Origin of the sequence: Bradyrhizobium sp. CIR18, from assembly GCF_014198295.1 — a bacterium.
Classification (GTDB): domain Bacteria; phylum Pseudomonadota; class Alphaproteobacteria; order Rhizobiales; family Xanthobacteraceae; genus Bradyrhizobium.
The window spans coordinates 374,488-394,987 of record NZ_JACIHF010000002.1; the positions used below are offsets into that span (position 1 = coordinate 374,488).

16 protein-coding genes and 1 tRNA gene are annotated in these 20,500 nt (G+C 62.7%); 11 read left to right on the forward strand and 6 right to left on the reverse strand.

Annotated elements, in window-relative coordinates; genetic code table 11:
* The first annotated feature begins 37 nt into the window (after positions 1 to 37).
* Both GGD65_RS10275 and GGD65_RS10280 read left to right on the forward strand, forming a co-directional pair.
* Positions 38 to 352, forward strand: a complete 315-nt coding sequence (locus GGD65_RS10275) for a septal ring lytic transglycosylase RlpA family protein (RefSeq protein WP_183235197.1) — start codon at positions 38 to 40, stop codon at positions 350 to 352.
* Between the two features lie 43 nt (positions 353 to 395).
* Positions 396 to 1,565, forward strand: a complete 1,170-nt coding sequence (locus GGD65_RS10280; RefSeq protein WP_183235198.1) for a Gfo/Idh/MocA family protein — start codon at positions 396 to 398, stop codon at positions 1,563 to 1,565.
* Between the two features lie 212 nt (positions 1,566 to 1,777).
* Here the strand turns inward: GGD65_RS10280 and GGD65_RS10285 are convergent, their stop codons facing one another.
* From GGD65_RS10285 to GGD65_RS10300, 4 genes are all read right to left on the reverse strand, one after another.
* The gene (locus GGD65_RS10285) at positions 1,778 to 3,088 is read right to left on the reverse strand and encodes an ABC transporter substrate-binding protein (protein ID WP_018322896.1); all 1,311 of its coding nucleotides are present in this window, start codon (positions 3,086 to 3,088) and stop codon (positions 1,778 to 1,780) included.
* 157 nt (positions 3,089 to 3,245) lie between these two features.
* Positions 3,246 to 5,756, reverse strand: a complete 2,511-nt coding sequence (gene uvrA / locus GGD65_RS10290; protein ID WP_183235199.1) for an excinuclease ABC subunit UvrA — start codon at positions 5,754 to 5,756, stop codon at positions 3,246 to 3,248.
* A gap of 154 nt (positions 5,757 to 5,910) precedes the next feature.
* Complete coding sequence (locus GGD65_RS10295) at positions 5,911 to 7,095, reverse strand: calcium-binding protein (protein ID WP_246783245.1); 1,185 nt, start codon at positions 7,093 to 7,095, stop codon at positions 5,911 to 5,913.
* A 370-nt stretch (positions 7,096 to 7,465) separates the two neighbouring features.
* Positions 7,466 to 8,713: an SMP-30/gluconolactonase/LRE family protein gene (locus GGD65_RS10300; RefSeq protein ID WP_183235200.1), complete on the reverse strand. Its 1,248-nt coding sequence runs from the start codon at positions 8,711 to 8,713 to the stop codon at positions 7,466 to 7,468.
* A 297-nt stretch (positions 8,714 to 9,010) separates the two neighbouring features.
* Here GGD65_RS10300 and GGD65_RS10305 point away from each other — a divergent pair, with 297 nt between their 5' ends.
* The 5 genes from GGD65_RS10305 (at position 9,011) to GGD65_RS10325 (ending at position 14,720) form a co-directional block, all read left to right on the forward strand.
* Positions 9,011 to 9,274 carry a hypothetical protein gene (locus GGD65_RS10305; RefSeq protein ID WP_183235201.1) on the forward strand — a complete coding sequence of 88 codons (264 nt, stop codon included), beginning with the start codon at positions 9,011 to 9,013 and terminating at the stop codon, positions 9,272 to 9,274.
* A gap of 1,526 nt (positions 9,275 to 10,800) precedes the next feature.
* Positions 10,801 to 12,363, forward strand: a complete 1,563-nt coding sequence (locus GGD65_RS10310; protein ID WP_018321622.1) for a 2-isopropylmalate synthase — start codon at positions 10,801 to 10,803, stop codon at positions 12,361 to 12,363.
* Between the two features lie 289 nt (positions 12,364 to 12,652).
* Positions 12,653 to 13,657 carry a TRAP transporter substrate-binding protein gene (locus GGD65_RS10315; RefSeq protein WP_183230637.1) on the forward strand — a complete coding sequence of 335 codons (1,005 nt, stop codon included), beginning with the start codon at positions 12,653 to 12,655 and terminating at the stop codon, positions 13,655 to 13,657.
* A 209-nt stretch (positions 13,658 to 13,866) separates the two neighbouring features.
* Positions 13,867 to 14,487, forward strand: a complete 621-nt coding sequence (locus tag GGD65_RS10320; RefSeq protein WP_183235202.1) for a Spy/CpxP family protein refolding chaperone — start codon at positions 13,867 to 13,869, stop codon at positions 14,485 to 14,487.
* 157 nt (positions 14,488 to 14,644) lie between these two features.
* Positions 14,645 to 14,720 (forward strand) — tRNA-Lys (locus GGD65_RS10325).
* Between the two features lie 130 nt (positions 14,721 to 14,850).
* Here the strand turns inward: GGD65_RS10325 and GGD65_RS10330 are convergent.
* Together GGD65_RS10330 and GGD65_RS10335 are read right to left on the reverse strand one after the other, a co-directional pair.
* Positions 14,851 to 15,087 (reverse strand): hypothetical protein, encoded by a 237-nt coding sequence (locus GGD65_RS10330; protein WP_183235203.1) that lies wholly within the window; start codon positions 15,085 to 15,087, stop codon positions 14,851 to 14,853.
* A 978-nt stretch (positions 15,088 to 16,065) separates the two neighbouring features.
* The gene (locus tag GGD65_RS10335) at positions 16,066 to 16,407 is read right to left on the reverse strand and encodes an H-NS family nucleoid-associated regulatory protein (RefSeq protein WP_183235204.1); all 342 of its coding nucleotides are present in this window, start codon (positions 16,405 to 16,407) and stop codon (positions 16,066 to 16,068) included.
* 486 nt (positions 16,408 to 16,893) lie between these two features.
* Between GGD65_RS10335 and GGD65_RS10340 the strand changes: the two genes are divergently transcribed.
* The 4 genes from GGD65_RS10340 to GGD65_RS10355 all read left to right on the forward strand — a co-directional run bounded on the left by GGD65_RS10340 (position 16,894) and on the right by GGD65_RS10355 (position 20,499).
* On the forward strand, positions 16,894 to 17,610 hold the full coding sequence (locus GGD65_RS10340; RefSeq protein WP_183235205.1) for a hypothetical protein: 717 nt from the start codon (positions 16,894 to 16,896) through the stop codon (positions 17,608 to 17,610).
* 1,081 nt (positions 17,611 to 18,691) lie between these two features.
* A complete protein-coding gene (locus GGD65_RS10345) occupies positions 18,692 to 19,282 on the forward strand; it encodes a VCBS domain-containing protein (RefSeq protein WP_183235206.1) in 591 nt (196 codons plus the stop codon).
* 295 nt (positions 19,283 to 19,577) lie between these two features.
* Positions 19,578 to 19,892, forward strand: coding sequence for a hypothetical protein (locus GGD65_RS10350; protein WP_244550615.1), 315 nt, complete (start codon positions 19,578 to 19,580; stop codon positions 19,890 to 19,892).
* A 100-nt stretch (positions 19,893 to 19,992) separates the two neighbouring features.
* The gene (locus GGD65_RS10355) at positions 19,993 to 20,499 is read left to right on the forward strand and encodes a prepilin peptidase (RefSeq protein ID WP_183235207.1); all 507 of its coding nucleotides are present in this window, start codon (positions 19,993 to 19,995) and stop codon (positions 20,497 to 20,499) included.
* Position 20,500: the final 1 nt, after the last annotated feature.

Here is a 20,500-nt window from a genome sequence, read left to right on the forward strand (position 1 = left end):
TTTGCGGGACGGGTTTGGGCCAACCCGGAGCGGTGCCGTGCGCGCGCAGCCGACGATATTGTTTTGTCTCGCTACTTTCTCGTTTTCACCATTTTCTGTTGCATATGCCGAAAGCGGGCTCGCCTCGTACTACGGCTACGCAAAAGCCGGCAAAGGCGGCGAGCTCACCTGCGCGCACCGGACGCGCCCGTTCGGCAGCGTGCTGAGGGTCTCCTATGGCAGCCGCACGATCCAGTGTCGCGTCAACGATCGCGGCCCGTTCATCCGCGGCCGTATCGTCGACCTCTCGGTGCCGGCCGCCCGCGCGCTCGGCATGATGAGCGCCGGCGTGGTGCGAGTCTCCGTGGAATAGGCCGGCCAGCGCGCTATAGTGCCGCCCAAAGCAAGGGGGCGCTATGGCAGGAATCAGGATCGGACTCGTCGGCTGCGGCTTTGTGTCGGAGCTGCATATGTATGCGTTCCGGCGCGTCTATGGCGTGGACGTCGAGGTCGCGGCGGTGGCCGCGCGCGGCGACCACGTCGTCGAATTCGCCGGCCGTCACAACATCCCGCGGGTCTATCGCAGCTTTGCCGATCTGATCGCCGATCGCGAGATCGACGTCGTCGACATCTGCACCCCGCCCAACCTTCATGCCGAAATGATCGTCGCGGCGATGCAGGCCGGCAAGCATGTCATTTGCGAAAAGCCGTTCGCCGGCTATTTCGGCCGCGACGGCGACAAGCAGCCGATCGGCAAGCACGTGCCGAAGGCGCTGATGTATGAGCGCGTGCTGGAGGAAATGGACAAGACGCGCGCCGCGATCGAGCGCACCGGGAAACTCTTCATGTATGCCGAGGACTGGATTTACGCGCCCGCGGTGACCAAGACTGCGGAGATCATCAAGGCGACCAAGGACAAGATCCTCTTCATGAAGGGCGAGGAGAGCCATTCCGGCTCGCACGCGGCCCACGCCGCGCAATGGGCGATGACGGGCGGCGGCTCGCTGATCCGCATGGGCTGCCATCCGCTCTCCGCCGTGCTCTACCTCAAGCAGGTCGAGGCCAAGGCGCGCGGTGAGAGCATCCGTGTCGCCAGCGTCACCGGCGATGTCGGCAACGTCACAGCGGGCCTCAAGCCGGAGGAACGCACCTACATCAAGGCCAATCCCGTCGACGTCGAGGATTGGGGCACGCTGACGGCGACGTTCTCGGACGGCACCAAGGCCACCGTGTTCTCCGGCGACATGATCATGGGCGGCGTGCGCAATCTGGTCGAGACGTATACGTCAGGCGGCTCGCTATTCGCCAACATTACCCCGAACAATCATCTGATGAGCTACCAGACCTCCGAGGAGAAGCTCGCCAGCGTCTACATCACCGAGAAGGTCGACCGCAAAACCGGCTGGCAATATGTCTGCCTCGAGGAGGAATGGACGCGCGGCTATCTTCAGGAAATCCAGGACTTCATGGAATGCGTGGCGACTAGCCGGCAGCCGCTGTCAGACCTCGCGCTCGCCTATGAGACGATCAAGGTGAACTACGCAGGGTACTGGGCCGCGGAGGAGGGGCGGAGGGTGGTGTTGTGAGAGTGTGATGAACTCGCTGAGCTAGCCGCGAGCAGGCTGCCAATCCTTCTCCCCTTGTGGGAGAAGGTGGCGCGAAGCGCCGGATGAGGGGTTCCATCCGCGAATTCAATCGCGAGAGGCTCGCCTGCGGAGGCAACCCCTCACCCGTCTCGCCGCTGCGCGGCGAGCCACCCTCTCGCACAAGGGGAGAGGGGGCACCGTCCGCATCGCCCCTACGTCCCGTAGGTCGAGCCCTTCGGCAGCGGGAATACCGGGTCTTGCGTCCTGATATTGGTCGGCCACACCACCGAGATGTGCTCGCCGGCGTTCTGCATCACCACCGGCGTCGAGCGCTCGTTCTGGCCGGACAGCGGCGTGCCCGGCGGGAAGAACTTCACGCCATAGCCCTGGATGGTGCCGCCGGCGGGAATGTCGACGTCGAGCGCGGCCTTGCGGATCGCCTCCGGCTCGAAGCTGCCGTACTTCTCCTTGGCGACAGGCAGCACGTTGTTGAGCAGCACCCAGGTCTGGTTGAAGCCCATCGAGCAGTGCGGCGGCACGTCGGTGGCGCCGGTCTTGGCCTGGTAGCGCGAGACCATGGTCTTGATCAGCTCGCCCATGCCCGGCGCGAGTTTTGCCGCATCGAGCAGCTGCGCCGGCACCGGGTCGATGTTGCAGAAATTGTCGATGTCGGGACCGAAGGTGGCGCGCAGCTTGTCGAGCTGGCTGTAGCCGGCGCCGGCACCGAACAGCATCTTGAAGCGCAATCCGCTCTCGCGCGCCTGCCGCAGGAACAAAGTGATATCGGGGTTGTAGCCGGCATGCGAGATCACGTCGGCCTTGGCGCGCTTGATCTTGGTGACGAGCACCGAGAGGTCGGGCGCGGACGCCGAATAGCCTTCGCGCAGCACGACCTGGATGCCGGCCTGCTTGGCATAGGCCTCGTCGGCCGCGGCGACGCCGACGCCATAGGGGCCGTCCTCGTGGATAAGCGCGACCTTGACGTCCTTCGCCTCCATGCCGAGCTTGGCTTTCGCATGCTCGGCGATGAAGCCGGCAAAGGCCTGGCCGTACTGGTCGGAATGGATCTGCGCGCGAAACACGTATTGCAAATTCTTGTCCTTGAACACGGCGGTCGAGACCGCAGTCGTGATCCAGAGGATCTTCTTCTGCTGCTCGACCTTCGCCGCCATCGGCACCGCATGCGCGCTGGAATAGACGCCGTTGATGATGTCGATCTTTTCCTGGCTGATCAGCCGCTCGGCCTCGTTGATGGCAACATCCGCCTTGCTCTGCGAGTCCGCCGCAACCGGCACGATCTTGGTCTTGCCGCCGATGCCGCCCTTCTCGTTGACGAGGTCGATGGCGATCTGTGCGCCGACCGAGGAGGCGACCGAACCGCCGGCGGCGAACGGGCCGGTGAGGTCGTAGATCAGGCCGATCCGTAAATTCTCGGCCTGCGCCTGGGCCCGTGTCCAATCGAGGCTGAGTGTGGCGGCGGCAGCCGCCGTACCCTTCAGCAGCTGCCTGCGTGAAGTCGGCATCCTATCCTCCCTCAAAACGTTCTTATGGCTGGTTGTTATTTTTTCGCGAAGTATGGGGAGCGGGACGGAGGAAAGTCAACATCGCGAAAGTCGGGTCTGTCAGCTGCGCCATAGAACGCAAATGCGAAATGACGGTGAGGCCCGGCGAGATCGCGCGTCACTGCTTCAAGCGCCGCGCCAGATAAGGCGCGGTCTTTCCGCCGGCCTTGGCAACCTGATCCGGTGTCCCCGAAGCGACGATGCGGCCACCTTCGTCACCGGCACCGGGGCCGAGATCGATGATCCAGTCGCTATGAGAGACGACGTCCATGTCGTGCTCGACCACGACCACGCTGTTGCCGGCGTCCACGATCCGGTCGAGCTGGGCGATCAGCCGCTCGACATCCCGTGGATGCAGCCCGGTGGTCGGTTCGTCCAGCACATAAAGCGTATGGCCGCGTTGCGGACGCATCAGCTCGGTCGCCAGCTTGATGCGCTGGGCTTCGCCACCGGACAATTCGGTGGCGGACTGGCCGAGGCGGATATAGCCGAGACCGACCTCGCGCACGACCGAGAGCGACCGGTTCAGCGCGGCATCGCCCTCGAAGAACTCGAAGGCCTCGTCGACGCGCATCGCCAGCACGTCGGCGATGGATTTGCCGCGGATTGTCACCTCGAGCGTCTTGTCGTTGTAGCGGGCGCCTTTGCAGGTCGGGCAGGGCGCGTAGACGCTGGGCAGGAACAAGAGCTCGACACAGACGAAGCCCTCGCCCTCGCAAGTCGCACATCGGCCTTTCGCGACATTGAACGAGAAGCGTCCCGCGTCGTAGCGGCGGGACTTTGCCTGCGGCGTTGCCGCGAACATCCGCCGCACATGGTCGAACAGGCCGGTATAGGTCGCAAGGTTGGACCGCGGCGTGCGGCCGATCGGCTTCTGATCGACGACGACGAGGCGGCCGATCCGGTCGAGGCCGGCAACAATCTTGCCGCCCAAGGTCTCGACCCTTGCGGCGAGGCTGTCGTCGTCCGCTTCGTCCGCGAGCGTATGGCCGAGATGCCCGGCGACGGCCTCGACGAGGAATTGGCTGATCAGGCTCGATTTGCCGGAGCCCGACACGCCGGTGATGCTGGCGAGGACACCCAGCGGGATATCGACGTCGAGACCGCGAAGATTATTGCGGGCGACGCCCCTGACCTTCAGGTGGCCCTTCGGCTCGCGACGGGTCGTCGGCAGCTTCTTGCGGGGATGCGCGAGATAGTGGGCGGTGCGCGATTGCTCGATCTGACCGAGCTCTGCCGGCGGCCCGCTGTAGAGGATGAGCCCGCCGCCGTCGCCCGCGTCAGGCCCGACATCCACCAGCCAGTCGGCATGCCTGATCACTTCGATCTCGTGCTCGACCACGAAGATCGAATTGCCGGCGTGCTTCAGCCGGTCCAGCGCCCGCAGCAGCGCCTCGGTGTCGGCGGGATGCAGGCCCGCGGACGGCTCGTCGAGCACGTAGACGACGCCGAACAGGTTCGAACGAACCTGCGTCGCAAGGCGCAGCCGTTGCAATTCGCCCGGCGACAGCGTCGGCGTGCTGCGCTCGCAGGCGAGATAGCCAAGGCCGAGGTCGAGCAGAACGGCGAGGCGCGCCGACAGATCCTCGCAGATGCGCCTGGCGACGACGGTCTTCTCCGATCTGTCCGTCGAAGTCTTTGCGAACGGCTTGACCAGCTCCTGCAGCTGCTTGAGCGGCAAATGCGACATCTCGGCGATATTGAGCCCGGCGAACCTGACCTTGAGCGCCTCGGGCTTGAGCCGGGTGCCGTGGCAGGTCGGGCAATCCCGCGTGATCATGAATTGCGCGACACGGCGCTTCATCATCGCGCTCTCGGACTTGGCGTAGGTCTGCATCACGTAGCGCTTCGCGCCGGTGAACGTGCCCTGGTAGCTCGGCTCCTCCTTGCGGCGCAGCGCGCGTTTGACCTCAGCGGCGTCGTAGCCGGCATAAACAGGAACGGTCGGCTGCTCCTCGGTGAACAGGATCCAGTCGCGGTCCTTTTTCGGCAGCTCGCGCCAAGGTCTGTCCACGTCGTAGCCGAGCGTCGTCAGAATGTCCCGGAGGTTCTGCCCTTGCCAGGCACTCGGCCAGGCCGCGACGGCGCGCTCGCGGATCGTCTTGGTGTCGTCGGGCACCATCGACTTCTCGGTGACGTCGAGCATCCGGCCGATGCCGTGACAGGTCGGGCACGCCCCTTCGGGCGTGTTCGGCGAGAACGCCTCCGCATAGAGCATCGGCTGTCCCCGCGGATAATCGCCGGCGCGGGAATAGAGCATCCTCAGCAGGTTCGAGATGGTGGTCACGCTGCCGACGGATGACCTTGTCGTCGGCGCCCCGCGTTGCTGCTGGAGCGCGACGGCGGGCGGCAGGCCCTCGATGTCGTCGACCTCGGGGACTTGCATCTGGTGGAACAGCCGCCGCGCGTAGGGCGACACCGACTCCAGATAGCGCCGCTGCGCCTCGGCGTAGATCGTTCCAAAGGCGAGCGAGGATTTCCCGGAGCCCGACACGCCCGTGAACACGACAAGCGCGTTGCGGGGAATGCGAACGTCGACGTTCCTGAGATTGTGCTCGCGCGCGCCGCGCACCCGGACGAAGCCGTCGTCCTGCATCAGGCTGTCGGGTCGTCTTGGTCGATCGTCCATCTTGCTTCTCCAGGCCGCGTCGGAATTAACGGCAAGATCGCAGGATGGGTCCTTTGAGGCCAGTGGGCCTCTGCGTTCTGCACAAAGCCAAGGCCCGCCGCGATGACAGTGAAGGGCCTTGCGAGGGATTTGGGTCGCGGCGGCAAGCCGCGCCTCAGACCATGAAATCCCTGGCGTTGAGATCGGCGGCATGGATGCCATCCAGCGTGATGGTGTCGTTGGCCGTCAACTGGATCACCGCATTGCCGGCGCTGTCATCGCTGATCAGGCTCTTCAGCGCGCCCCAGTCCGCAAAGCCATAGGCCCGCACATCGATCACGTCATGCTCGAGCATCGTGCTGCCCGCCGCCTTGTTGCCCTGATCGAAATCGTTGATCACGTCCTGGCCCGAGCCTGCCCCGAACACGAACAGATCGTTGCTCGGTCCGCCCCAGAGCTGATCGTTGCCGCCTCCGCCGTTCAGCAGATCCCTGCCGCCGGTGATCGAGCCGCCTACGAACGGGTTGTAGGCTCGTGCATCGCCATAGAGCCAATCGCCGCGATCGCTCCCGTAGAGAATATCATTGCCACCCTGTGCGTTGCCGGACATCTGCGAGCCATCGCCGACGAGCGCGATGGAGGTCGAATTGGGATTGCCGTCGACGGCTGCGATCAGGATGTCGTCCCCGCCACGGGCATTGTCGCTCATGTAGCCGCTATCGCCGAGCAGTGATGCGCCGCCGGACCGCGCATCGTCGCCGGCCGTATAGATGAGGATGTCATTGCCGCCGCGTGCATCGCCGATCATGGACACCAAGGCATCACCTGACATCGATATGTTGCCAGAGGCGCCGGCCTGGACCACGCTGACGATGTCGTTGCCGCCTTGGGAGTTGCCGCTCATGAGCGATCCGGAATCGCCGCTGAACGCACCATACGATCTGTCGCCCATCTCTGCCTTGATGAGGTCATTGCCGCCCTTGGCATCCCCGGTCATGGCGATTTCGGCGTCGCCTGAGAGATAGACGCTCGCATAGATCGCATTCGAGGCCTCGACATGCAGCAAATCGTTGCCGCCGCGGGCTTGGCCGGACATGATCTGCGCGTCGCCGTCAAAGGTCGTATAGGGCAAGCGGCCCTGGATCGTCGCGACGAGAAGGTCATTGCCGCCATGCGATTGGCCTTCCAGGATCGACTCGTCGCCGACAAACAGCAGGCTGCTGGGCCCGTCATCGACTGTTGCGATCATGATGTCGTTACCGCCATGGCCGTCGACCGGTAGACCGGGGTCTCCGAACGCGATCACGAGCTCCTGGCTTCCAACGCTGACGATGATCGTGTCGTTTGGCATACGGCGCATCGTGCAACTCCCAATTTCTTGTCCGGCGCGGACGGAGGCGAAGCGACATGCCTGCGCACCGCGCTGCGGCCCTGCCGCGTCACACATCATCTTTGGTTTGATGGCGGAGATTGGCCCGCGATGGAGCTTGATTGCGGCCGCGGAACCGCCGGAGCCGGCGCGTCGTTAAGCTGTCATGAAACGCACAAGCGAAGGGGTATTTACGGCGATCGATCCGCAGATCGTGCCGCAGAAAGCAGTGCCGTAGGGTGGGTAAAGGCGCAAAGCGCCGTGCCCACCATCTCGTTCCGTATCAAGGGGATCGTGGGCACGCTTCGCTTTGCCCACCCTACGAGAGCGGTGCAAGCCTGCAGGATGCAGCGCTCTCGGCTCAGCCTGGGCCGGCGCCTTGCGTTGCCGTGAAGACCGCGTAGAGCGACTGGCTCGCGGCCATGAACAGGCGGTTGCGCTTGGGGCCGCCGAAGGTGATGTTGCCGCACACCTCCGGCAGGCGGATGCGGCCGAGCAGCTTGCCCTCCGGCGACCACACCGTCACGCCGCTGTAGCCGACGGCGCGGCCGGCATTGCTGGAAGCCCAGACATTGCCGTTGACGTCGCAGCGCACGCCGTCCGGCCCGCACTTCACGCCGTCGATCACGCAATCGCTGAACTTCTTGGGGTTGGAGAGCTTGTTGTCGCCGCCGACGTCGAACACGAAGATCTCGCCCTTGCCGCCCGGGCCGGTGTCGCCCGGCCCTTTGCCGGTCGAGGCGACGTAGAGCTTCTTGTAATCCGGCGAGAAGCACAGTCCGTTCGGATCGGGGACCTGGTCTTCGGTAACGACGAGGTCGATGCGGCCGGAAGGGTCGATGCGATAGCAATTGGTCGGCAGCTCGCGCTTGCCCGGCTGGAAACCGGCCGGCTGTCCGATCCGCGGATTGAGCTTGCCGCCCGCATTGCTCGGGCCGCCCGCGGCATCCGGCTCGCCTTCGTAGAGCTGACCGCCATAGGGCGGATCGGTGAACCAGTAGCTGCCATCGGGATGCGCGGCGATGTCGTTCGGCGAGTTCAGCTTCTTGCCTTGATAGGAGTCCGCGAGCACGGTGGCGGTGCCGTCATGCTCGTAGCGCGTCACCCGGCGGGTCAAATGCTCGCAGGAGAGCTGGCGGCCCTGGAAGTCGAAGGAGTTGCCGTTGGAATTGTTGGACGGCGTGCGAAACACGCTGACGCGGCCGTCGTCCTCGCTCCAGCGCATCTGCCGGTTGTTGGGAATGTCGCTCCACAACAGATACCTTCCTTGCGCGCTCCACGCCGGGCCCTCGGCCCACAGCAGGCCGGTGTACAGGCGCTTGATCGCGGTGTTGGGCTGGGCGAGATCGTTGAAGGAGGGATCGACCGCGATGGTGTCGGGGTCCCAGAAATAAGTGGTCGGCGCGCCGTGGGGGCCGAAATCGCGTGGCGGCGTGGTGATGGTGGTCGGCGGTGCGGCGGGTCCGGTCTGGGCCAGCGCGGGGCCGGCGACCGTGGCTGCGGCGCCAAGCGCAAGCCCCCGGACAAGCGTTCGTCGTGAAAGCGCAGCATCCTGGTCACGCTGCTCGTGGTCACGAGCCGTGTGGTCACGAGCCTCTTGGCGTGTCATCGCGTCCTCCCAATGATGTTCGCTGGCCGGTTGATCCGGCCGAGCAACTGGAGGTTAATGCGGTCCGGCGCCGGTTGCGAGGGTGGAATCGGATTCGCGCAGGCCGCATTCTCGTCATATTCGAATGCACTTCGCGTCCGCCTTGTGCCGTTTGCAAGGCGCGAAAATGTTCCGCGGATCGAAGCAAAAATTTGCTTGCGGCAAAGCGCGGCAGTCCGCCCGTTCGGCGCAGTTCAAGCCTTGATTTCGCGCTGATTGCCACGCAGAACCCGTGCGGGGGCATGGACGGAGTTGATTGTGGCTGGCGTCATCGTATTGATCGTGTTGCTGGGAATCGCGTTCGCGGCCGGCTATTTCACGCGTGAATTCATCTCCAACAAAAGACGCGCCGAAGCCCGCCGCTGGCGCGAATACACCGAGCCGGATTGGCTTCCCGCCAACGCGCCCGCCAACACCAACGAGATCGCGAGCGCCATCACGGCGGTCCCCGTGGTCAACGGCGAACTCGGCCAGATGCTCGACCGCTGGGAAAGCAGAGCCCGCGCCCGCCGCGCGGGATAGGGCGAAGTTCGTAGCCCGGATGAAGCGACTTGTCCGCCATAGCTCGAAGAGCGACGGCGGAAGCGCAATCCGGGGCCGCTCGCCCGGCATCTCGCACCGTCCCGGATTACACTGCGCTCCATCCGGGCTACGGCGCCGAGAGCCTGTGTCGCGCTCTGTCAATCCAAGCGCGCGAAAATATTCCACTTTACCGAAATTCGGTTTCGGCGTATGTGTTTGCCCATCCCGGCTCACCCAAGAGGGGCGACTATGTGTCGTCACTGTCGCGAGCCGGGGTTGCGGTGGACGCGGCAGCGTCGGCATGAGAGGTGCGGGCAGGGCGGGTAGTCCCTGTGAGCCCGAGGCTTCGTGCGGACGACGGCGCTGCCAGGCTTCGTCTCGTCTGTAAGTTTCCGGCTCCGTCGACAGGGCTCGGGAAAACTGCGGCGAAATGGCGGGCCGTGCGTACGGCAAAACCGTGTGGTCCTGGCCGTCGTTGCTACGGTCAAGTGCTTGCGAAGATGCGAGCGAGCCCAACCGGGCAGACTGCATCATCCAATTCGCGGGGCGAGGGAGGCCAGAAGGAATGGTCGGCTCCCGGGAGATCACGGCATAAGCCGTCCAGCCACCGCGCAGGGAAGGCCGAGTGATCGGCACCACCTGTATGCTGCTGTGCGGTTCTTCCTGCGTGTGCATTTCGCGCAGCGGACCGCGGGTGCGAGCCGGCACCCGGCCTTCCCTGCGCCCTCTTGGATGAGAGGGTAGCGAGACCAAGCAAAGCTCGGGCGAATTGCGCCGCGAGGACGCGAAGGCATGTCCGTGAGCTGAACTGCGTGCCACAAACTCGATCTAGTAGGGTGGGCAAAGCGCAGCGTGCCCACGCCTTGTTGTTTATGGACGGAGATCGTGGGCACGGCGCTATGCGCCTTTGCCCACCCTACGGCACCGCCGCTGGGATGTGCACTGGAGCATCGCAATGACAAGTGGAGACAGCATGCGCCACGCTGCGTTCTCGTGCCCCGGACGCCGCGCAGCGTCCCCGGCGATGCGAAGCATCCTCCCGTTCGATGGTGCGCTGCAGAGCCGGGCCATCCATCCGGATCATGTCCTGTCGGCCCTGGGTCCCGGCTCTGCGCAGCAACGCAAGTGCGTTACAACGCGTCCGGGACACGAGATCGGCGCAACCAGGTCAGGCTACCTGACCATCTTTTGGCGTTGCAGTTGCTGCTATTTCTCGTCTAGAAACGGGTCACTGAGCCTCCCGGCAACCAACCGTCAATGGTTTTGACCGAGGATTTGGGGCTCAAAAGGGTCTGGCAATGCTGATTCGCGGCCAAATCGATGGGATTTCGGGGGAGGTGGCTCTGGCCGCCGCCACGATCCCGGCCGCGCTGCTGCCCACCCTCCTTATTGGCGGCCTCCTTCTTACTTGCCCCTGAGGGCCGGCTGGGCGCGACGCGCCTGGGCGCTCAGGGGCTGGTCGAGATCACCGGACACCTCAAGCGCCCAGCAGACTGACGGCGCAAAAGCTCAAAAGGAAATTTGCAATGGCCACCGCGAACAAGTCCGACAAGGACCGCGTCATCATTTTCGACACCACCTTGCGCGACGGCGAGCAGTGCCCCGGCGCCACCATGACCTTCGAGGAGAAGCTCGAGGTCGCCGAGCTGCTGGACGATATGGGCGTCGACGTCATCGAAGCCGGCTTCCCGATCACCTCGCAAGGTGACTTCGAAGCTGTCAGCGAGATCGCCCGCCGCTCGAAGAATGCCGTCATCGCCGGCCTGTCGCGCGCCCACCCGGCCGACATCGACCGCTGCGCCGAGGCGGTGAAGTTCGCCAAGCGCGGCCGCGTCCACACCGTGATCGCGACCTCGCCGTTGCACATGCGGGTGAAGTTGAACAAGACGCCGGAAGAAGTGCTCGAGACCTCGGTCGCGATGGTCGCCCGCGCCCGCAACCAGATCGACGACGTCGAATGGTCGGCCGAGGACGGCACCCGCAGCGAGATGGATTTCCTGTGCCGGATCGTCGAGGCCGTGATCAAGGCCGGCGCCACCACGGTGAACATTCCCGATACCGTCGGCTACACGGTGCCGGAGGAATACACCCACTTCATGAAGACGCTGATCGAGCGCGTGCCGAATTCGGACAAGGCCGTGTTCTCCGTGCACTGCCATAACGACCTCGGCATGGCCGTGGCGAACTCGCTGGCCGGCATCGTCGGCGGCGCGCGCCAGGTCGAGTGCACCGTCAACGGCATCGGCGAGCGCGCCGGCAACGCCGCGCTCGAAGAGATCGTGATGGCGATCAACGTCCGCAACGACAAATTCCCGTACTGGAACAAGATCGACACCACCCAGCTCACCCGCGCCTCCAAGGTGGTGTCGGCAGCGACCTCGTTCCCGGTGCAGTATAATAAGGCGATCGTCGGCCGGAATGCGTTCGCGCATGAGAGCGGCATCCACCAGGACGGCGTGCTGAAGGACGCCTCGACCTACGAGATCATGCGGCCCGAAATGGTCGGCCTGAAGCAGTCCTCGCTGGTGCTCGGCAAGCATTCCGGCCGCCATGCCTTCGTGCACAAGCTGGAGGAGATGGGCTACAAGCTCGGCCCGAACCAGCTGGAAGATGCGTTCACTCGGATGAAGGCGCTGGCCGACCGCAAGAAGGACATCTACGACGAGGACATCGAGGCGCTGGTCGACGAGGAGATGGCGGCCTCGCACGACCGCATCAAATTGACCTCGCTGACCGTGATCGCCGGCACCCATGGCCCGCAGCGCGCGACCATGAAGCTCGACGTCGACGGCCAGATCAAGATCGAGGAGGCCGAGGGCAACGGTCCGGTGGACGCGGTGTTCAACTGCATCAAGCGCCTGGTCCCGCACGAGGCCAAGCTGGAGCTGTATCAGGTCCACGCGGTGACCGAAGGCACGGACGCGCAGGCCGAAGTGTCGGTGCGGCTGTCGCAGGAGGGACGCGCGATGACGGCACGCGCGGCCGATCCGGATACGCTGGTGGCTTCCGCCAAAGCCTATCTCGGCGCGCTCAACAAGATCGTCATGAAGCGCCAGCGCGACAATGTGACGACGGCGGCTGCGAGCTGAGAAGCACCGCTGCGAGTTGTTGCACCTCTCCCGCTTGCGGGAGAGGTCGACGCGAAGCGGCGGGTGAGGGTTCTCTCCTCTGGGGGAATGTCCCGTTGCGGAGACACCCTCTCCCCAGCCCTCTCCCGCAAGCGGGAGAGGGGGCGCACCTGCGCTTGCAGCATTCACCATGAATACCTGCCCTGCTAAGGGCCAATAGCGGCTGCGTCTCCCAGCCGCTATTGATACTGTCGGCATAAGGATTGGCCGCCCGCGCGCCGGGCGGCCTAGATAATAACAGGGAGAGATTATGCGCACCTTCGCGATCGCCGCGTCCATCGCGGCACTGGCACTCGGACTTGCCGGGCCGGCATCGGCGCAATCGCCGATCATCATCAAGTTCAGCCACGTCGTCGCCACCGACACGCCGAAGGGCAAGGGGGCGGAGAAGTTCAAGGAGCTCGCCGAGAAGTACACCGGCGGCAAGGTCAAGGTCGAGGTCTATCCGAACTCGACGCTGTACAAGGACAAGGAAGAGCTCGAGGCGCTGCAGCTCGGCAGCGTGCAGATGCTGGCGCCGTCCAACTCCAAGTTCGGACCGCTCGGCATTCGCGAGTTCGAAGTGTTCGATCTGCCCTACATCCTGCCCGACCTGAAGACGCTACGGAAGGTGACGGAAGGCCCGCTCGGCACGCGGCTGCTCAAGCTGCTGGACGCCAAGGGCATCACCGGCCTTGCCTATTGGGACAACGGCTTCAAGCAGATGAGCGCCAACAAGAAGCTGATCGCGCCCGCCGACTATCAGGGCGTCAAGTTCCGCATCCAGTCCTCGCGCGTGCTGCAGGCCCAGTTCAAGGCGCTCAGCTCGCTGCCGCAGGTGATGGCGTTCTCGGAAGTCTACCAGGCGCTCCAGACCGGCGTGGTCGACGGCCAGGAGAACACCTGGTCGAACATCTATACCCAGAAGATGCACGAGGTGCAGAAGTACATCACCGAGACCAATCACGGCTACATCGGCTACGTCGTGATCGTGAACAAGAAGTTCTGGGACGATCTGCCGGCCGACATCCGCGACCCGCTCACCAAGGCGATGAAGGAAGCGACCGACTTCAGCAACGCGCAGTCGCAGAAGGAAAACGACGACGCGCTCGCCGAGATCAAGAAGAGCGGCAAGAGCGAGATCATCAAGCTCACGGCCGAGCAGGACGAGGCGATGCGCAAGGCGATGGAGCCGGTCTACAAGGACGCCGCCGGCCGCGTCGGCCAGCCGCTGATCGACGAATTCCTTAAAGAGGCCAAGAGCACCACGAACTGAGCACGACGAACCGATCGTTTCGAACGATGAACGAAGGCTTCCGTGCAGCCTGCACGGAAGCCTTTTTGTTGCGAATGATTTCCGATTGCGGCTGGAGGTAAAATCGGGCGTTACAATCCAGGCAAGGGCCCGCTTCCTGTCCAAGTTGTAAGTTGCGTATCAGCGGCGTCGCGCCCATCTTCATGGACATCCTTCCAGAGGAGGTCCGGATGAAGAAGTTCACCATCGCCGCCATCGCCGTGCTCAGCATCGCCGGCTCGGGCGCGGTCTATGCGCAATATCATCGCCCGTGGATGGAGCACATCCGCCACATCCGCATGAACCCGGAAGACCGCGCCGCTTTTGTCGACGCGCGGATCGCCGCCGTCCATGCCGGCTTGAGGCTCAACGCCGACCAGGAGAAGCTGTGGCCGCCGGTCGAGGCTGCCGTGCGCGAATTCGCCAAGCTGCGCATCGACCGCGCCAATGCGCGGATGAATGCCGGCCCCGGCGATGCCGGCAAGGACGCTGCAAAGGACGCCGACAGGCCGGAGGATCCGGTCGCCCGCCTGCGCCAGCGCGCCGAGGACATGGGCGCGACCTCGGCGGCCCTGAAGAAGATCGCCGATGCCGCAGACCCCCTCTACAAGACCCTGGACGAGGGCCAGAAGCGGCGCCTCGCCGTGCTGACCCGCCACCGCGGCCCGTTCGGCGGCGGCGAAGACAGCCCGCACCGCCACTTCATGGAACGCGGCATGGACCGCATGATGGAGCGCGGCATGGAGCACTTCCATCGTGACCGTTTCGACCGCGACGGCGGCCCCGACCGGGATCGCGAGGGCCGGCTCTGAACGGGGCGGGATTCTGCGACGATTAACCCTGGAGAAGCCGCTGGAATCCAGCGGCTTTTCGCTTTCTGGGGACTGTGGAAAAACCTTCATTGCATCGCTTGCCAGACCCGGATCGCTTTGCTAAACGACCGACCTCGCAAGGCACTAACCGCCTTTCGGGCGCATAGCTCAGTTGGTAGAGCAGCTGACTCTTAATCAGCGGGTCCCAGGTTCGAGCCCTGGTGCGCCCACCATTCTTAAGAGATTGGCCCGCAAGGGCTTTTTTAAATTCTCCCGCAGAACAAAGCGCGTCTCGTGCGACGTTCTTTGTGTGGGGTGGACACGGCGTGCACGCACGATCTAGCCGGCTTACCCACTTCCGCGTCAGCCGCGCTTTCGCTCAGAGGGTGGCTTAAACTCCACGACCTCGTGCGGGTTGCTCGGATCAGGTGGCTCACTTTTCTTCACGATTAGCTCGAGCTCGAGAGCCTCGAAGGCGAGCTCATCCGCCAAGCGCCTAAACAGCTCACGCTTTTCCATGTCCGTGGCCTGCTGACTCATCAGCGTAAACTCTCTGGCGTCAGCGCGGACCTTTTGCAAACGTCGTCGGAAGTCCTTCATGTGTGCCAGCTTAGCTTTTGAACTTTATCGGCCCGAACAATCAGTTTGCTTGTTCGGATCCACCGGGAGTCAACTGCCGAAACTCGATATTGGTTCTAGGCGGACCGCCAAATTCGCCGCTCATCGTGCTGCGATATTTAGGCCATGCTCTATGACCATGCCCCTGTTCAGGGGTTGCGGGCTGGAGGACGCCGCTGGCTGATGAGCCATCCCTGTCCGGCTCTCGCCGGACGATGCATAGAACTAGCATACCTGAAGGGGCATGAATGTTCGAAAGCGCACAGACGCGAGTGTTGCGCCCGACTAGGCTGCGAGTGATCCTGCAGGCTCGCGAAGCGCTCAGGGCCCAACGGCCTCGGGGGATGCCAAATTGTGCCGGCTGCGCTGAAGCGGCTCCGTCCGCGAACGCAGTGTTGCCGGCTGCGTGCCGGGTATGAGGCAGGATTAAGCTCGACAGATTTTAGATCAACGATGGTCGTCTCGTGCGTACTTTCCTTCTCATTGTGGGAATATGGCTACTGGCGAACGTTCTGTTCGTTGTAGCTGTCCTGCCCTCGCGCAGACCGGCACCTACTCGACGAGCAGGAACTCCATCTCCGGTGACGATCAACACGACGGCCGGTCGCTCGGACGATCACGACCTACCACTCCTGCAGCGCGGGATGACGCCGGTTTCAATCAGAGTTCTTTTCCTCGTCCTCCTCCTTCCAATCCTTCGAGCGTGGAATGCGGTTAGGCGGCACTTCAGAGGGCACCACGACTAGACGTGGGCCATCGCGCGCTTGAGACTCTCGTCGATGTCTTCACTGCGCCGCGGGCCCCCCGAGCGATTCAGCGAGAACCATCAGCCAGATCGCAAGTGCGCTCGCTACGGCCATGCCTCCAAGCATGGTTATGACCCGCGTTGAAACGATGATGTGAAAAGCTCAGAGCCCAGGGTGCGCCGGCATTCCCATCCCGAAATGCCGCAATCGGCGCTCAATTTGTCTGCCGCTTTTGAGCTGAAGCCTGATCGATCAGAAAATCGTCCAGAACTCGGCCGCTTCGAAGCTGCGGACGCAGCCATCGCGGCTGCCTGCCGCGACCCGACCATGTCTCCGCTGGGTTCTTCGGATTGCGATATTTGGGACGAACGGGCGGGTATGCACGGCGGCGCTTACGATTGAGCCGCGTGGCCTCGTTGGCCAGTGCAATCCTGTGGAGCCTTTCCTCCAAATGTGCTTTTTGCACCAACATTTTCTGAGTGAGTTTGGCGGCGACCTCTTGATGAATCATCCAGAGCTCGTCAACGGAGAGCGAATTAAAATGCGCGGTGTTCATGGCTCCATCCGAATCTTGGGCAGAAGGCCCAGGCAGACAAGTCGGGAATCCGGGAGCAGACAAGCCGTCAGTTAAATATTGATCGTGAAATCCACATTTAAATCGGGAGGTGGCAGGGAGAAAGGCGCGACAGTGGTAATATCGTGGCTCATTATTTAATTCGCCCCGAGGGGGTAGCCACGTCTCGTGACATCCACAAACTCATCCCTCGGCGAGTTGCGCTTTCGTGATCGACGAGCGCAACGTTGGCGATCGAGCGGGCGGCCGCGGCGCGGATCGTGGGCAGGAGCGAGGCCAGGCGCAACTCAGATGGATCGATGAATCGATCGCGCCGCCTCGTGTTGCACCCCTGGAGTGCCGGGCCGGCATATTAAATTAGGTGGCCAAGAGAATAATTAATTCATCGCGTCGCCCGATTTAAGCCGCATGGGGGCCGTTGTCGCCGCTAAGGCTCAAGCGGGGGTGGGGCGCACCCGGGAGTTTTCGATGTCCGGTCAATTGCGATTGTACTTCGCCAGTTTGGTCCTTGTCGGAGGTTCTTCGGCGGCGCCCGCGTCTTCCAATCCTCTAGCCGACTACTTCAATACTGCTACGTCCCAACCCACGGTAACCTCTCCGTCGCAAGCCGAATGCGTGCCGCGTCCCGGTACCTCGACCAGTGGCGGACAGCGTTGGGTCTACCGAACGGACGGTCGCCGCAAATGCTGGTTTTTGGCCGAGGGCATCGCGAGGGTGAAGAAGCCCATTCGGGCTCGCGCGGCCAAAGACCGCAGCGCCAGTTTGGACGAAAACGGGACCACGCAGACCAGGCGGAGCGCGGTCGTTGATGCGCGCGCGGAGTTGCTGCGCTCCGCACCGCCCGAGCGATCTCAGACGCCTGTACCCGAAATGCAGGTAGCAGATGCCGCTTCCGATCCTGGCACGGGCCCCACCCTGATGTCGGCGACCCCCATCGTGAATCTTGCCAGCAACCAGCTCACGCCCGAACACTCCGTGCCGGGCCAAGTCGACGCTGGGCAGCTTCTCGCCGCCGCGCCCGCCGACCCACCTCAAGATATGCCGCTGGGCGCGCGCACTGCGGAGGCGCACGGCGAAGCGCGCAGCTGGACGGCCTGGTTCGGTGTGCTGCTGATGACGCTTGGTGGTCTCTCGCTTTTAAGCTCGAACCGCACGCTTCGGCACGCAGTGAGATTACGCCACTGAGGTAGTACAAGGCTGCCGGCCGCGCGACCGAGGGATTGAACGAGCAGGTATAGCCGAACTGCCACACGTACCAAGGTTCCGTGTGTCGTCACTTAGTTTTACACTGTCCTAGACGGACATTCGAGTATGATGACGGTCGCCTTTTGGATCGGACTGCATCATGCGGTACAAGGTGTTCGTGGTGGACGGCAGCCGGCAAGTAATCTGCACAGCAAAGCTCGACTGCATTGACGAGCAGGCGGCGAGACGCCGAGCCGAGCAAATGCATGACGAGCACGACGTTGAGCTTTGGGAAGGCGATCGACTCGTTGCGGTGTTCCGAAGTGCAACATCGCATGAAAGTCGGAGCTAACGCGCGATCCTGAATAGGTTGGCCGATCTCGCCGCCGAGTTAGTTAAAGCGTTGTGAGGCACCCCGCCTGGCTGGTTGGCGACATGTCTCAGCGACGTCATAGCCGAGGCTCGCTACTGCCGGGATGAAGGCGCCCAGTCTCTTTCAAGATAGTGGCAGATGCCAGGAACGCGGGCAATCCGTGCATCGAATCGCGCGAGTGAGCCAACGCGGGTCAACCTTCGGACCCGGCGGAGGTCTCTAACCGGCTCTTGCTCTGCCGCTCGCTTTGATACGCCGTCTTCTGCCGATTGTTTTTGCTTCTACATGTCGGAGCTTACTTCGAAGCTTCTCCACCTCTCTAAGCTCCGCCAGAAGCGCCTGATGCCGTTCGCTCAGAACAGCACTCGAAAAAAATCGACGCGTACTCGACATCACATGCCTCAGAAAATGACTTGAAGTAAGAAGTCGACGAAAAGCGAAGGACAAAGAACGCTCGACCGAAGCTCAATGAGCTAACGCCGCAGCCGCCAGATGCTCCCAGTACTCTGCCTCTGCAAGCAGTTTCCAGCTTCTCTCAGGTTGGAGTGCGGCAGTCTGTCGGCAAAGCAACGCCATTGCGCGAAAGCGGCGGGCAGCTTCCATTCCAACCTCCCATGTTTTCTTTTCCCCAACATATTTTTCAATTTTGCGATGGAGTCATCATGATTATATACGATAATCAAATATATCATTTAATGGCAGGTCGATTTGACCGACTTCCCGAGTCAAGCGGGAACTGGTTTCGGTTTAAGCTTCACATGGATTTCGAATGCGCCTTGCCGCGCCCTTTTGCGCGTTAAAGCGAACGAGAAAGCGTGCGCGGGGCAGCACCAGATGATGCGAAGCTTCGTGCGCGAGCATCGCAATGTCAGAAATCCCAACCGAGGACTCTTCACGCCGCACCCAGGGCACGTGCGCCGGCTACCGAGCCATGACCCAGTCATTGCATGCGTCAGCGGTCTGGCGACGCGCCTCGCTCTTAACGCACAATGCCGCCAACGGCTCGGTGAATGGCCTTACGTTCTGAATAACGGGGCCGCCCAGTACCTCGCTGCGGACCAGACGATCACCGAGAGCTTCCCGGTGACGATCAATGGCGGCCACGGCCCGGCAGATAGCCAGACGGTGACTGTCACGATCACAGGCACAAACGATGCGGCCACGGTCGCTTCCGAGGCGAAGTCCGTCACCGAGGGCAATGCCGCGGCGGCGCTCAATACCACCGGGCAGCTCAGCATCACTGACCCGGATGCGGGCGAAGCCCATGTCGTGGCGCAGAGCAATGCGCACGGCAGCTAAGGCGACTTCAGCATCGACGCCACTGACAGGCTGATGCAGCGCCATAGCTCATCGCCATCACATAATTCTCGAAGCTCAGAATAATAAAATTATACCCTTGGTCACCCGTACTATTCCGGTGAATCTTTGCCGACCCTTGGCCGGCGCCGTCCTCGGGGTTCGATTGCGGAGTCTGACATCATCTTCATATTTCGACGTTTTTGCCGGTTTATGGATCCTTACGGCGGCTTGTTTCGCGCGCGATTAACTCAGAAAGCTCATTAATATATTAAATGTTGACGATAATAAACATTTAATGGATAGTTTTATCGCTGGCGGGGCCGGACATAAATCCGCGGCCGCTGGAAGTTGCCGAGGTGTCTGCAAATTCATCTTGAAAGAAGGGATTCTTCCTATGTTGCATCATTTCATCGAGACCAAGGAAGCGTTGAAGCGTCTGCGGACGGACCAGGACGGCGTGGTGTCATTCGAGTACATCATCGTCGCGGTTTGCATCGTTGGCGCAGTGGGTGCCGTGTTCGGCGGTGGAGCCGGCGGGCAGATTGGGGCGGCGCTGACCACCGGGATCACCGCAATCACCACCGCTTTCGCTACCGCGATCGCTGGCTGATACAGCCATTTTTGGCGCCAGAGGGGGGCAATCCAGCTGCCCCCCTCCCGCAGGAGTGCTCCCGCCAGTTTGCCTTCCACTTTTTTGAAACGTGCATTTCATGAGTTGGATTGCTCCCACAGCCTCGATCCTGGAAATCCTTTTGTTGCTCTATGTCGCAACGATGGACGTTGCGACCCGCTTGATCCGAAACGAATTTTGTCTTGCGCTGGCGCTCCTCGGGATTGCCGGTCAATTGCCCAGCCCGATTCAAGTCGCTGTGTCGCTGATCGCAGCCGCGATCCTCTTTCTGCTGCTTTTTATCCTATACGCGCGCGGAGGAATTGGTGGCGGCGATGTCAAGCTGCTGGTTGCCCTGGCGGTTGGTCTTCCGCCGAGCGGCGTGATGCAGTTGCTGACCGTCACCGTGCTGGCCGGCGGCGTTCTTGCCTTGGTGCATCTGATGATGCGTCACCTGCCATATCCCAGGCTGGCACCCGCCGGATCGTCGCTCGCGCGCAGGATCTACGCGATCGAGCGTTGGCGCCATTTGCGACACGCCCCGCTGCCTTACGGAGCCGCTATCGCCTGCGGCGGTATCTGGACCATTTTGAGCAAAGGATCATGAA

Excerpts from the sequence above, each read along its gene's own strand:
- GGD65_RS10350 (WP_244550615.1), top strand. The coding sequence starts at position 19,578 with ATGGATAGTTTTATCGCTGGCGGGGCCGGACATAAATCCGCGGCCGCT.
- GGD65_RS10335 (WP_183235204.1), bottom strand. The coding sequence starts at position 16,407 with ATGAACACCGCGCATTTTAATTCGCTCTCCGTTGACGAGCTCTGGATG.
- GGD65_RS10320 (WP_183235202.1), top strand. The coding sequence starts at position 13,867 with ATGAAGAAGTTCACCATCGCCGCCATCGCCGTGCTCAGCATCGCCGGC.
- GGD65_RS10315 (WP_183230637.1), top strand. The coding sequence starts at position 12,653 with ATGCGCACCTTCGCGATCGCCGCGTCCATCGCGGCACTGGCACTCGGA.
- GGD65_RS10295 (WP_246783245.1), bottom strand. The coding sequence starts at position 7,095 with ATGCGCCGTATGCCAAACGACACGATCATCGTCAGCGTTGGAAGCCAG.
- GGD65_RS10285 (WP_018322896.1), bottom strand. The coding sequence starts at position 3,088 with ATGCCGACTTCACGCAGGCAGCTGCTGAAGGGTACGGCGGCTGCCGCC.
- uvrA (WP_183235199.1), bottom strand. The coding sequence starts at position 5,756 with ATGGACGATCGACCAAGACGACCCGACAGCCTGATGCAGGACGACGGC.
- GGD65_RS10300 (WP_183235200.1), bottom strand. The coding sequence starts at position 8,713 with ATGACACGCCAAGAGGCTCGTGACCACACGGCTCGTGACCACGAGCAG.
- GGD65_RS10355 (WP_183235207.1), top strand. The coding sequence starts at position 19,993 with ATGAGTTGGATTGCTCCCACAGCCTCGATCCTGGAAATCCTTTTGTTG.
- GGD65_RS10280 (WP_183235198.1), top strand. The coding sequence starts at position 396 with ATGGCAGGAATCAGGATCGGACTCGTCGGCTGCGGCTTTGTGTCGGAG.
- GGD65_RS10340 (WP_183235205.1), top strand. The coding sequence starts at position 16,894 with ATGTCCGGTCAATTGCGATTGTACTTCGCCAGTTTGGTCCTTGTCGGA.
- GGD65_RS10310 (WP_018321622.1), top strand. The coding sequence starts at position 10,801 with ATGGCCACCGCGAACAAGTCCGACAAGGACCGCGTCATCATTTTCGAC.
- GGD65_RS10330 (WP_183235203.1), bottom strand. The coding sequence starts at position 15,087 with ATGAAGGACTTCCGACGACGTTTGCAAAAGGTCCGCGCTGACGCCAGA.